General features: G+C 56.9%; 8 protein-coding genes and 2 tRNA genes. 6 read left to right on the forward strand and 4 right to left on the reverse strand.

The features are described 5' to 3' along the window. Positions 1-329: 329 nt before the first annotated feature. From DW195_RS03830 to DW195_RS03840, 3 genes are all read left to right on the forward strand, one after another. Positions 330-4,070, forward strand: a complete 3,741-nt coding sequence (locus tag DW195_RS03830) for an isopeptide-forming domain-containing fimbrial protein (RefSeq protein ID WP_118205902.1) — start codon at positions 330-332, stop codon at positions 4,068-4,070. Beyond that, positions 4,063-5,706, forward strand: coding sequence for a SpaA isopeptide-forming pilin-related protein (locus DW195_RS03835; protein WP_158567893.1), 1,644 nt, complete (start codon positions 4,063-4,065; stop codon positions 5,704-5,706). The genes DW195_RS03830 and DW195_RS03835 overlap by 8 nt, the downstream gene beginning before the upstream one ends. Before the next feature lie 123 nt (positions 5,707-5,829). Continuing rightward, on the forward strand, positions 5,830-7,650 hold the full coding sequence (locus DW195_RS03840) for a SpaA isopeptide-forming pilin-related protein (protein WP_118205904.1): 1,821 nt from the start codon (positions 5,830-5,832) through the stop codon (positions 7,648-7,650). A 124-nt stretch (positions 7,651-7,774) separates the two neighbouring features. On the opposite strand, the gene DW195_RS03845 is transcribed toward DW195_RS03840, so the two are convergent. Beyond that, entirely contained in the window at positions 7,775-8,920 is a 1,146-nt protein-coding gene (locus tag DW195_RS03845; protein WP_118205905.1) for a polymer-forming cytoskeletal protein, read from the reverse strand. A gap of 106 nt (positions 8,921-9,026) precedes the next feature. Beyond that, positions 9,027-9,716, reverse strand: coding sequence for a trimeric intracellular cation channel family protein (locus tag DW195_RS03850; RefSeq protein WP_233540804.1), 690 nt, complete (start codon positions 9,714-9,716; stop codon positions 9,027-9,029). Positions 9,717-10,020: 304 nt separating this feature from the next. Here DW195_RS03850 and DW195_RS03855 point away from each other — a divergent pair, with 304 nt between their 5' ends. Continuing rightward, the gene (locus DW195_RS03855; protein WP_118205906.1) at positions 10,021-11,028 is read left to right on the forward strand and encodes a hypothetical protein; all 1,008 of its coding nucleotides are present in this window, start codon (positions 10,021-10,023) and stop codon (positions 11,026-11,028) included. Positions 11,029-11,191: 163 nt separating this feature from the next. Here DW195_RS03855 and DW195_RS03860 read toward each other — a convergent pair. Both DW195_RS03860 and DW195_RS03865 read right to left on the reverse strand, forming a co-directional pair. Beyond that, positions 11,192-11,282: transfer RNA gene (locus DW195_RS03860), tRNA-Ser, on the reverse strand. 48 nt (positions 11,283-11,330) lie between these two features. Further along, a tRNA-Ser gene (locus DW195_RS03865) sits at positions 11,331-11,421 on the reverse strand. 504 nt (positions 11,422-11,925) lie between these two features. On the opposite strand from DW195_RS03865, the gene rpsF reads away from it, so the two are divergent. Continuing rightward, the gene (gene rpsF / locus DW195_RS03870; protein ID WP_006235831.1) at positions 11,926-12,219 is read left to right on the forward strand and encodes a 30S ribosomal protein S6; all 294 of its coding nucleotides are present in this window, start codon (positions 11,926-11,928) and stop codon (positions 12,217-12,219) included. A 48-nt stretch (positions 12,220-12,267) separates the two neighbouring features. Beyond that, positions 12,268-12,720, forward strand: a complete 453-nt coding sequence (locus tag DW195_RS03875) for a single-stranded DNA-binding protein (RefSeq protein ID WP_006235830.1) — start codon at positions 12,268-12,270, stop codon at positions 12,718-12,720. Positions 12,721-12,736: the final 16 nt, after the last annotated feature.

Raw genomic sequence — 12,736 nt, forward strand, 5'->3', positions numbered from 1 at the left:
TGGGGCGACTATCCCTCCGATCGGCTTTCCAGTCAAAGTTAAGTTGTTTAAACATATACATAATTTCACTGAATATAGCCGGTATGATACAAAACTGTTAACAGGTAAATATCAACTGGTATTAAATTAAAAGACCTATTGACCTGCGGTTTACATGACTGGTATCTATATTGTATGTTATGCATTGTGGCATAGACGAACCGTCTTAGAAGTTGCTCCCCAGTGGGTTCTTGCAATGCGCTAGGTAGGTTCTCGTTGATGTTGGGGTTTGTGTTCGATCCGACGATTCGCCGTATTCCACAACGTGTTGTAGGAATTAGGGGACAACTATGGACGCACACCGCTCACGGTCGCTGGGTATGGCGGCCCTGATCTTCATTTTGATTAGCCTCACCGCCGCAGTTTTTCACGGTGCAGCCCCCGTGCGCGCCGAGGATGCGACGACGCCGGCGCCGATTGAGATCAACGGCGATACGGCAACGGTTGAGGTCAAGCTGTATACCGATGAGAACCATAATAAGCCTTTGGGTGATACTGCCGTAACGTCTACTTCGAAGCTCTACGGAGCTTTCTCGGCACGGTTCATAAGTGATAAGGCGCCTACGCCTCGGAACTACATCGCTGTCTACGAGCTCCCCGATACCATAGTCGTTGACAAAAACGCCGGTGGCGACCTCATGGAGGGTCCGGAGGCTACTGCCGAAAAGGCTGGTACGTGGGAGATCAAGGACAATAAGGTCATTTTTACGTTTGACAAGAGCTGGCTCGACAAAAACCCTGCGGAAATTTTTGTCGGAGCCAATTTTTCATTTGAGTTAGCAAATAAGAACGCTGGCTCGGACAGCAGTACACCTATCAAGTTCCCCGGTGCGGGATCAATCAATATTCCAACTACGGATGGCGCCGTCAAAGGGGAGAAATCAGGAGCCTTCTCCCAGGGCGCCGATGGCGTGGCCAAAGTTACGTGGACCGTCAAGCTTACCGTCGAATCGTATGCAACGAATGTCAAGTTGACCGATACGCTGGGCGCTAACTTCGACTTTGTGGACGGCAGCTTCACGCTCGATGGCAAGAAGCTCGGTCCGCAGCCGACGGTCGACGGTCAGACTGTGACCATCGACAATCTGGGCAACCTTTCCCAGGGGAAGCACACGATTACGTATGAGACGGTGCTGAAGAGCGGTGTTTCCGCGGGTAACGGCGAGTTTGTCGACGAGCAGGACGCATCCAAGAACACGGCAACGTGGGAGTGGGGCAGCTCGAGCGATCGCCAAAACGGCTCTGTGACTGTTGCTCCCAGCAAGTTTCGCTATGACATGATCAAGAAGTCTGACGGTTCGGGCTCGCCCTCCGATATCTCGTGGACTGTCGCACTCAATCAAGGCGAACTCAAAGTTGATATGAGCGGCTATATGTTCACTGACCGTCTGGATGATAAGCAAACGTATACAGGGGGCTACACGGTTTACAAGGGCAGCTCCGGGTCGGAGGTTCTTGCGACCGGCGCGCTCGATCCGTCGCAGAACTCGTTTTCTTACACGTTCCCGACCGACCTTGCCGACAAGCGCGCCACCTATCGTATCGTCTATCACACCAAGATGAACGACACGAGCTCGTACGACACCGTGCGCAATAACGCGACCATCGAGCGCGAGGGTTCCGTTTCCGGCGCCAGCGAAGGTCAGTTCACGCCGCAGCTGGTCGGTACGCCGATCACTAAGAGGCTCGTGAGCTCCGATGAAGCCGCGACGACGGGTAGAGCGACGTGGGAGACGCGTGTCGCGCTTAAGGCTATTGTCAATGCGGCCAATCCTGGTTTGGTGACGGTGAAGGATACGTTTCAGTCGGCGTGGAAGCAAGAACTTGGTGTTGATGTCAAGTCAATAAAGATCAAGATCGGTGAAACCGATCTGTCTCCAGATGTCGATTGGAAGCTAACTAAAAATGAACTTGTAGATACTCAGGCTAATAAGGTCGTATCGGAGAATGGTAACAAAAGAAACTTCGACCTTGATATCTATGTTAACGACAAGGTGAAGGCCGCCCTCAAGAGCGAGGACTACGCCGTCATCACCTATACCACCACGTCCGAAGCACTATCGGGCTGGTACTCGAACTTCGCATCGGTTACGGTGCCGGGGCAGAACGGTGGTTGGCCGTACTACACCGATAGTCCAATGTATGTTGTCAACAAGGAAACGACGCCCGCGGTCGAGAAGCCGAAAGCTGAGGCGAAGGTGTCTTGGAAGGAGGGCTTCGAATGGAGCGCCGTCGACGGCTCGGACGAGAAGGGCGCATGGATTGTTGAGTGGACGGTGTACGCGAACCGTAACAAGAGCGACGCCGGAGAATATTATGGAGCCGGAAAACTCTACGGTAAATCGCTGAATATCGTTGACAGCCTTCCGGACGGCATGAGCTATGTTGCGGGTTCCGCCACGTACACGCTCGTGCAAAACCCCTACGATCAGCATACGGGGCTTCATCGCGGAAGCGAGGCCAAGGAGGTCGTTACGGGTCAGACGCTTGCCGCCGGCAACGTTAGCGGCAGGGGCAACACGGTCACTTTCTCCATCCCCACGACTAAGCTTGGAAGCTATGCCGGCTACGCGAAACTCACATACAAAACGGCGGTCAAGCGCGACGAACTCGATGTTTCTAAGAATGAGGTGATGTTTACCAACTCCGCATGCGCTAAGTCGGGAGATAAAGAGTTCGACTTCGGTAGCGGTGCCGTCACCATCAAGAACAACGTCATCAAAAAGACCGGTGAGCAGGTCAGTAGTAGCAATCGAATAAAGTACACCATTCTTGTTAACGAATCTGCTGTTGCCCTTAAGAGTGGCACTGACTTCCTTGAGCTCGTCGATACCATGGATGCCAAGTGCACGCTGGTGCCGTCGACGCTTAAGGTCTATGAGCGGGTGAATGGCGCCTGGTCACCGCTGACTGATAAGGACTATTCGTCGAAGATGGAGCAAGTCAATGATGAATCTGGCTCGCGTACGAAGTTGACTCTTGAGGTGCCCGACGAGAAATACCTCAAGGTCGAGTACGAGGTTATCCCGACCGGAAACCCCGGTGAAGAGGTGTCTCTTTCCAATACCGCCAAGCTTACGGGTGTGACGGAAGGCACAGCGATTGACGAGCGAATATGGACCATCCAGAACGCTTCCGCTAGTGCGGGTGGCAATGGTTACGGCATCACGATGACCAAGTACGACGCCCAGCAGGTCGGTGCTACGCTCAAAGGGGCGGAGTTCATGCTCTACAGCGTGGATATGGGTGGGGAGAGCACCAGAGCGTTGTTTGCCACCGCTGAGACCGATGCCAACGGCAAGATATCGTTCGGCACGAGCGACAAGGCGATGAACAGTTGCGTGCTCTACCAGCTCGTGGAGACCAGGGCGCCTGTTGGCTATGCCAAGGCCGATCCCACGTGGATCATGCTCAAGGGCAGCGCGAGTGACGAGGATTATCGAACTGCGCTAGCTAAGGCAAAGACCATCGCCGGCGGTGCGGAGATCATAGGCGATGACAAAAAGGACGAGATTTGGGTCTATGACAATCGTCTAAAGGGAACTGTAACAATTCGGGCTAAGAAAGTGCTTGAAGGGGGCACATTCAAGAAGGGGCAGTTCTCGTTCGCGCTCAAGGACGCCGATGGCAAGGTGCTCCAGACGGTGACCAATGACGCCAAGGGCAACGTCTCCTTCAATGTCGATTACAACAAGGCCGGTACCTACACTTACGCCATCTCTGAGGTCGTCCCCGAGGGCGCCGAGAACAACGTCAAGGACCACATCGCCTACGACACAGTCGGGCACGATGTTACGGTTAACGTGACTATCGACAATGAGCATGAGCAGCTCGACACCGTCGTCACGTATGACAATGGCTCCCGGGAGCCGCCGACTTTTACCAACAGGTACTCGACCACGCTTCCTGAGGCGGGCGGTGCTGGCTTGACTATGACGTATCTGGCCGGCGCTTCGATGCTGTGTTTTGCTGCGACATGGATGCATGCTCGTCGCCATCGCGATCAAGGTCGAGGTGGTAGCCGTGAGTAGGCTTTGGCGCCGCTTGGTGGCTGCCGCGACGATAATCATGGCCGCTATTCTGTCTTTCGCGATTGCCCCTGGGACGGCTCATGCTGCCGATACCGGTGCCATTACGGTGGACGGTACGGTTGCGACGCGGTATGACGCGTACCAGCTCTTTTCGGCGACCGTTGTCGACGACGCCGATACTGACCAAAAAATTGCAACTGACGTAACGTGGGCGAATGATGCCGTTCGCCAGGCCGTTCTTCCGGTGCTTCATGATGCGGGGCTTGATAGCTCGGCATCGACGGCGCAAGCGGCTGCCGAATGGATGAATGCTGACGGGCATATGACGACCGCGCTGACGGCAAAGCTTGCCCGCGCGATTTGCAATGTCGGCGCAACTTCCGTGGGCCTTAACGCGGGCACGGCGGCCGAGCTGCCCTGCGGCTACTGGCTCATCGTCGCCAAAGACGACGCCATCGCCCAGGGCGAGGCCGGCACCGCGCCGATCATGGCCCTGGTCGGCGGCAGCGCCGTCACCGTCAAGCCCAAGGCGGCGACCCCCAAGGTCGCCAAGCACGTGCTGGAGGACAGTGCCGCCGCATGGCAGAAGGCCGCCGACGCCACCGTGGGTGACGACCTGTACTGGCGCCTCTCGGCCGCGGTCCCGGCGGGTCTTACCGCCTACGACACCTACGCGGTGCGGTTCGTCGACACCATGAGCGCGGGGCTCGACCCCTCCAAGGTGGCCGCGAGCGTGCGCGTGTACGTGGCGGCGGGCGCGGACGGCGGCTTTGATGCGGTCGCATGTGAGGGCGGCAACGTCAGCTCGACGCCGGCTAAAGGGTGGACAGACATAACTTCACGGTGCAAGGTCTCGGTCGAGGGCAATGCCTTCACCGTGCGTACCGGCGACCTCATCGCCGCGCTCGGCGGGGCCGACGCCTTCACCGCGGGCGCCCGCGTGGTCGCCGTGTACAATGCGCCGTTGGGGGCCAACTGCAATCGAGGTGCCACCAAGGGCAATCCCAACGAGGTCTACCTGCGTTACCCGCGCTCTCCCCTCGCCGACCAGTCCGGCGATGCTGGATTCACCCGCACGCCGAGCGATGACGCGTGCGCCTACACCTGGGGACTCAGTCTGATCAAGCGCTCAAGCTCGGACGATAAACCGCTCGCGGGCGCCAAGCTGCGCATCATCGATGACCGCGGGCGCATCCTAACGACCGACGGCTCGTGGTCGACGGATGCCGACGCGTGCGTCACCACGGGCGCGGACGGCCATGTGGAATTGACCGGTGTGGACGCGGGCGTCTATACCGTCGAAGAGGTCGCGGCTCCCAAGGGATATGCGGCGTTCGAGGGCAAACGAACGGTGAGGGTTACGGCCGAGGGGCTGGACGTTAAACAAGTAGCAGCCGCGAAGCCCAAGGTGACCGCGTCGGCCGAAAGCCCTCTGCGGGTTGATACCGCCGATGCCGGGACGGGTTCGATTGAGCTGTCGGTGCTCAACACCCCAAGCAAAGAAGCAAGTCGAGGCTTTATGCCCTCGACGGGAGATAGAACGTTGGTGCTGGTGGCGGTTTTGGCTGCCATCGGAGTGGCGGCTATTGTTGTCGCGCTCGTCATCAAACGGGGAGGAGGTCGCCGTGAAAAATAATTGTCCCCCCCCCTTGCTCAATGGCGTACTGCCTCCGTAGCGAGTGACGCGCAGGTCTACCGACCTGATGATCATTGGTTTTGAAAAAGTTACTAGAGAACCCTCCAAGAAAGAGGACCAAACATGAAGATAACCAAGAGCATCGCCCGCCTCGCAGTAACCGCCGGTCTAACCGCAGCTCTGAGCTTCGGTGGGGTCATGGCCCCGGTGACCATGGCGTTTGCGGCCGAGGGCGGAACCGCCGCAAGCTATGTGCCGACGGCGACGACGACCGGCAACGTGACCATTGCTGAGAACACCTATGCCGGCACCTCGTTTAAGGGTATCCAGATTTTCAGGGCCACGGTAACGCAGGGTAAGGCTGATACGAATGGCGATGGCGTTGCAGATGCGAATGGAGCTTGGAACAAGGATGGCGAAAAGACGCTGTCCGACATCCAGTGGGCGACTCCTGAGGTTGAGAAAGCTGTTAAAGGCGTTTTTGCTAAAGACACCAACCCTGGTGATAGCGCCACAGCACAGGATTGGGCAGACTACATCAATAGAATAGTTGCTGGTAATGCTGGCGAAGGATTCAAGGTCGATGCCGACAGTGCGCTCGACAAGATTGCCAAGGAGCTTGAGAAAGTAAACACAACCGACGAGACCGCTGGCTGGAAAGCTTCGACTGATGGCAAATTTTCCACGCTGTCCGCTGGCTACTGGCTCTTTGTGACTGCGGGCGTTAGCGGCACCGCCAACACGACTAAGGGCAACATGGATACCTACACCTCGCCGATTTTCGCCATCGTCGGCGGAGCCGATGTGAATGCGGAGCCTAAGAAGAATGTCCCCAACGTGACTAAGGCCGTTAAGGACGATGCGACGGGCGCCACATTTGGTACTGACGTGTTTACGAGCCCCAATAAGTCCGCCGACTCCCGCATGGATCAGTTCATCGAGTACCAGCTTACCGGCACGGTTGCGAGCAACATCAACACCTACAGCACCTACAAGTACATCTTCACGGATAAGCTTCCCACATCCATGACGCCTGAGCTCAAGAACGACAACGCGACACCTGTTGTCACGGTCAAAATCGATGACAATGTGGTCAAGTCTGGCTACGAGCCGACCTATAGCGGCGACGTGCTCACGGTTAACTTCACTAATCTTAAGGCGTGCCAAGACGAGAACGACAAACCTATCGTCCTGAATGACAAGTCTAAAGTGACCGTTGAATATAAGGCCAAGCTCGACTCTAGTAAGGTTTGCAATCCTGACGGTTCGCTCAAGTCACAATTCGGCAGCTTGCTCGGTACCGCACAGACGAACACGGTTGTGCTTACCTACTCCAACAACCCGCACGTCGCCGATGATACCGGCACCACGGTCGACCATCCCGCCTATGACTACACCTACGGTATCGACGTCACCAAGGTCGGTTCTGATGATGAAGAAAAGGGACTCAAAGGTGTTGAGTTTACGCTGCAAGAACAGGGTGATACTGGCAACTTTATCATGGCAAATGGTGTCAAGACGACCGATGAAACAAAGGCTAAGCTGACAACTGATAGCAAAGGCAAGATTAACGTTGTCGGTCTCGACGAGGGCACTTATATCCTCAAAGAGGTTACGCCCGCCCCTGGCTATAATAACTCCGCAGCCGGGGGCATCAGGTTCACCATCACGAACGATGGGCTGCCCACTAACGGCGATCCTTTCAATCCTGGGTGCAGGCTCGCTGAGGGAACCGATAACAATCTCGTCACGGTGGCTCAAACTAATACCGAGGCCGCTGACGGCAAGGTACACCTCACTGTCATCGACAAGAAGGGCTCCAGCCTCCCGCTCACCGGTCTTAATGGCGTGACCTTTACTTGGATCGCTGGTGGCGCGGTGCTGTGCATTGGCGTGGCGCATCTCATCCGTAGCCGTAAGCGCGACGACGGCTCTGAGGAGTAATCGTTCGTCTCGACCATCGATACGAGACATGAAAAAGCGGGGCACCCGGTCGAATGTGATCGGGTGCCCCGCTTTGGTTGTGTACCACCACAAAGGTGCCTGGCCCCTTTGTGGTGGTTGGCGGCTAAGCGGTGGGGAGTCCTGGCGTGTTAGCCGGCTGCTGCGGTTTGAGGTGGGCGTTGCGCCAGATGGTTTGGATGATGTAGCCGAGTGTAAAGACGAAGGCCACGCCGCTGATGAAGTCGCCTACGAGGGGAAGCCCCGTGAGGGCGCCTGCGATCACGCCGCCCACAGCTGCCATGGCGTAGCGGTTCTGGTTGTGTCCGACCATGCGGGCGATTGCGCACCCCGCAAAGGCACTCGACACCAACGCGATGCCGATAACGCCGCACAAGAGGGCTCCGGCAAGCGACAGGCCAGCGATAGAGATAATCAGCAGTAGGACGGCGGGGACGACAGCAATCGTACCCAGAAGACCGCTCACCCACAGGGGCATGGGGCGCTGGTGGAGCATACCGGCGGCGCTGGCAGTCGCACGCGGAAAGACGAGCTCGAGCAGCAGAGCGACAAAGCAGGTCGAGAGTGCCGCGGCGACGATACCGCCGATGACATCGTTAACGGTGGAAGTATCTTCGTTCTCGGTGCGGTCGATCTTGAGGGCACCGACCTCGGCTCCCGCGGCACGCTCGGGGTCCTCGGAGACGTGCGCGTTCACCGTGCCGGTGATGCGGGCGTTCTTGCCCAAGATGAGCTTGTCGGCCCAAACCTCAACATCGCCATCGACGGTGCCATCGATGGTCACCGTATCGCCCGCAAGCGCTGCCGACTTGGTGGAGCCTCGCAAGGCAACCGTCTCGCCTATCGCGTAGAAACAGTTGGCGGTGCTGTCGGAATTGAGAACGACATGCTGGCCAGCAACGGTCACGCTGCCATCAACCGTGGTCTTGGCAATGTCGATGGTGCGTGCCGCCAGACGGACGGCGCCGCCCACCGTGCAGTCGCGAATCGAGAGGGTATCGCTCGCGGCGATGATATCGCGGTCGATGGAGACATCGTCCAGTTCGAGACTCTGACCGGCCCAATACAGGTCGCCTTCGACACCGGACGGATTAGAGTCGTTGTCGGTTGCAAGTACGTTGCCTGACGTGTCCGTGCCGGCAAATGACGCCGTGGGAAGTGCGGTGATCGCCAGCGCGATGAGCGCGAATAGGATGGTGATGCGGCCCCACGCTTTACGGCGCTGGGTCGACGGGAATTGATTGCGGGACATAGTGAATCCTTCGTCAGATGCTCGATATGCACTTAACAGGGTACCCAACGCGTGGGCGCTCTAAAAGAACCTCTCGGTTGCATTTCGAAGGATGAACCCGCGCTACCTACTTTTTGCGATGCAAAAAGTGCGCGATGTCTTCTTCGGTGGGGCTTTTGATGTCAAAGCGCAGCGACAGCCAGCGCAGACCCATGGTCACCACGACGCAAACGACCAGTGCGACGACATTGCTGACCAAGCCGCTCATGACAAGGCAAACATAGCTTGCCGATCCGGCGATGGCCGCGATGGCATAGAAGTTGGTGCGTTGGAAAATGCCCGGCACCACACCCATAAAACCATCTCGCAGCATGCCGCCGCCCACCGCGGTAAAAAAGCCCATCATGATGCACACCGCCGGCGCAAAGCCGTAGACCAGCGCCTTGTCTGCGCCGGTTGCCGCATAGATGCCGACCGAGATGATATCGAGCAAGGGGATGAGTTTTTCGGGCTTGTCGACGATTGCCGGGAAAATGTAGATGATGGCTGCCGTGGCGATGGAGAGCGGCAGCGCCATTGGCTGGTTGAGGATGTAGACGTTGCCCACCTGCAGCGTCATATCGCGCAAAAGACCGCCGCCCAGACCGCAGACCACCGCGAGCGCAACTGCACCCACCAGGTCGAGTTTGTGCTCGCGCGCAACCAGCACACCCGAGATCGATGCAGCGACAACAGCGAACATCTCGAGCCAAAACGGAATAGCGACCATGGCATCCGTGGCGTGTGAGGTAACGGTCATAGCGGCGACGACGGGCAAGATGGGGTCCTTTTGGTTGCGGGTTTAGACAATGCCCATACATAGTACATGGTTGGCGGGTGTGGTGACCCTATTGCTCGGTAAACGGTCGGGACCGGGTGGGGGCGTGGCGTTGCTGGAATGCCAGGGGTCCAGAACATGTACGTCACCCTCCAAAAACGACATTTTTCGACATCTTTGGAGGCTGACGTACATGTTTGGATTGAGCACGCAGCATGAGTGAGTTGATTTACTCACATCCGGTATATTTCCCCACTTCAACGGACATAAGAGTTGGATACCGGCTCAGAGCGAGAGGCCCTCAATGGATACCCCTGTTCTCATTTCGCATAAAACCGCATGGCTTGTCCATCATGCACCCCAGAATTTGGTTCAGTCTCTTGCGCGGCACGACTACCAGATAGGCGCACAAGGCATCTCCACCCAGCAACGTGCTGCGCGCATACGACAGGCCCTTACCGACTGTGGCATTCCGTCCGATATGCTTAAGACTATCGATATCGCGGTTGTATTCGAATTTGAGCGAATTCGTACCAAAGGCGTCGTCTGCCACATTCTCGGACAAAATCTTCCCTACGAGCATATTAACGAGTTGACGCCCGGAATCTTCATCACCGACGAAGCCTTCACCTTCGTGCTCGCTGCCGAGTGGATGGATAGGATCGAATATCTCGAATATGGCTATGAAGTTTGCGGCGATTATCGCATGAGGCTCAATCCCGCCGACCCTTATACCGAGCAACCAGCCACCACCTCCAAGGATGAAATAACCGAACTGCTCGATCGGCACCCCGGCAAACCCGGTGCCACACGTGCACGGCTCGCGCTCAGGCACATCTATGATCACTCGGCCTCGCCTATGGAGACCGCTTCGGCAATCGCCCTCTCGCTCCCAACAAGCGAAGGCGGCGTTGGCATTCGAGGTATCGAACTCAACAAACCGCTCGAGATCCCTCAACGTCTCTGGCATTGCGCCAAAGCTCGAACACTCAAAATCGATGCGCTCGTGACCTATAAGCGCAGGGAGCTCGGTATCGAATATAAGGGCGGTTTTCACGATGAGCTCGAGCGCAAGGGAGCAGATGCGGAGCGAGAGGCCGTTCTCTCCCAAATGGGATATCGAATCGTTACGCTCACTTCGGCTCAGTTCGGCAGCCAGCTCGCCTTTCACCGCGCCATGAACAACATTCGCGAAGCGCTCGGCATGCCTCGCTGTACCGACACCGGTTACCAGCGAGAGCAAAACGAACTACGCAAGGCGCTAATCCGCAACTGGAAAGGCATGCGAGACGAAGAGGCGCCTTCCGAATAGTGCCACTCCCGTGAGCTCAATCCAAACGTGTACGTCAGCCTTCAAAGATGCCGAAAAATGTCGGTTTTGGAGGGTGACGTACATGTTTTTGAGGGAAAGGCGGGATCGAGACGTATCTCGATAACAAAAAAGCCCCCGTTGCCGGGAGCTTTCTCAACCAAAATGGCGGAGGAGGAGGGATTCGAACCCTCGTGACCTTATACAGGCCAAACGGTTTTCGAGACCGCCGCATTCAACCACTCTGCCACCCCTCCGCGTGGGGTAAAAACAAAGCAGGCTCGAAGGCCTGCTTTGGAATTAACTGGCGGAGAGTCAGGGATTTGAACCCTGGAGACGCTTTTGACGCCTACACGATTTCCAATCGTGCTCCTTCGGCCACTCGGACAACTCTCCGTTAAATGCGAAAGTCAGTATACACGAGGAATCGCAAAGTGCAAACAGAAAAGTTGGCATTTTTTAAAACGCTTGGCCGCGCTTGGCGTTGCAGTGGGGTTTGAGGTGCCAAAAAACGGCTTCCGACCAGCGTGGTTGATCAACTCAATTGTTCAAAAGGGGTATTCATAAGCGACTTGGCAATGAATATAAAAATCTTTGGGTGGTGCTGTGGACCACTGGTATGCATTTTGCGACCACAGCCTTGTGCCCGTTGACCTGCGGCTTGGCTCAGCTTGTCCCCGCGGCACCGTATCTTGTCCACAAATCCGTCAAGCTCTTGGTCGGCATTTGGTTGGAATGCGCATGAAACGTCGTGCGAATATGGGCATATGTGGAGGTCATGAGGTTGTAGCTGCATATTCTTGCGGCCTGGGAGGTTGAAAGATATTATTACCAAGTCTTTTCCTGCTTCAGGCGCACCTTCACGACCTGAAGCCACATTTGCCCAGAGGAGGTGACAATATGAAGGCTTATGAACTGCTGTTCTTTGTTGACCCGTCGCTCGACCCCGAGACTCGTCTCGCTGTTATGAAGCGTATCGATACCACGATCGCCGAGGGCGCTGGCAAGGTCGACTCCGTTGACGAGTGGGGCAAGCGCAAGCTCGCCTACGAGATCAACGACCTCACCGATGGTGACTACACCCTCATCAACTTCCACGCAGATCCTACCCAGATCGCCGAGCTTGATCGCGTCCTGCGCATCACCGACGCTGTGGTCCGCCACATGATCGTCCGTCGCGACGACCAGGAGTAAGACTGTCGTTTTGGACTGGGCTTGTGCCCCAAGAGGAAGTAGTGAGTTATGAGCATCAATCGAGTGAACATCACCGGTAACCTCACCCGCGATCCCGAGCTGCGCGCCACCGCCGGCGGAACCCAGGTTCTGTCCTTTGGCGTCGCCGTGAACGATCGTCGCCGCAACGCGCAGACTGGCGAGTGGGAGGACTATCCCAACTTTGTCGACTGCACCATGTTCGGCACCCGCGCCGAGGCCGTGAGCCGTTTCCTGGCAAAGGGAAACAAGGTCGCGATCGAGGGCAAGCTGCGCTACAGCTCTTGGGAGCGCGACGGCCAGCGCCGGAGCAAGCTTGAGGTCATCGTCGATGAGATCGAGTTTATGAGCTCCCGTGGTGGCCAGGGTGGCTACGATCAGGGCGGTTACGCCCCCGCAGCTCCCGCGCCCGCAGCACGTCCTGCCGCACCGGTGGCTACGCCGCCCGCGGTCGACGTCTACGATGAGGACATCCCGTTCTAAGGGTTGTTCACCTATT

This window comes from Collinsella sp. AM17-1 (assembly GCF_003470665.1).
In the GTDB taxonomy this organism is placed as follows: domain Bacteria; phylum Actinomycetota; class Coriobacteriia; order Coriobacteriales; family Coriobacteriaceae; genus Collinsella.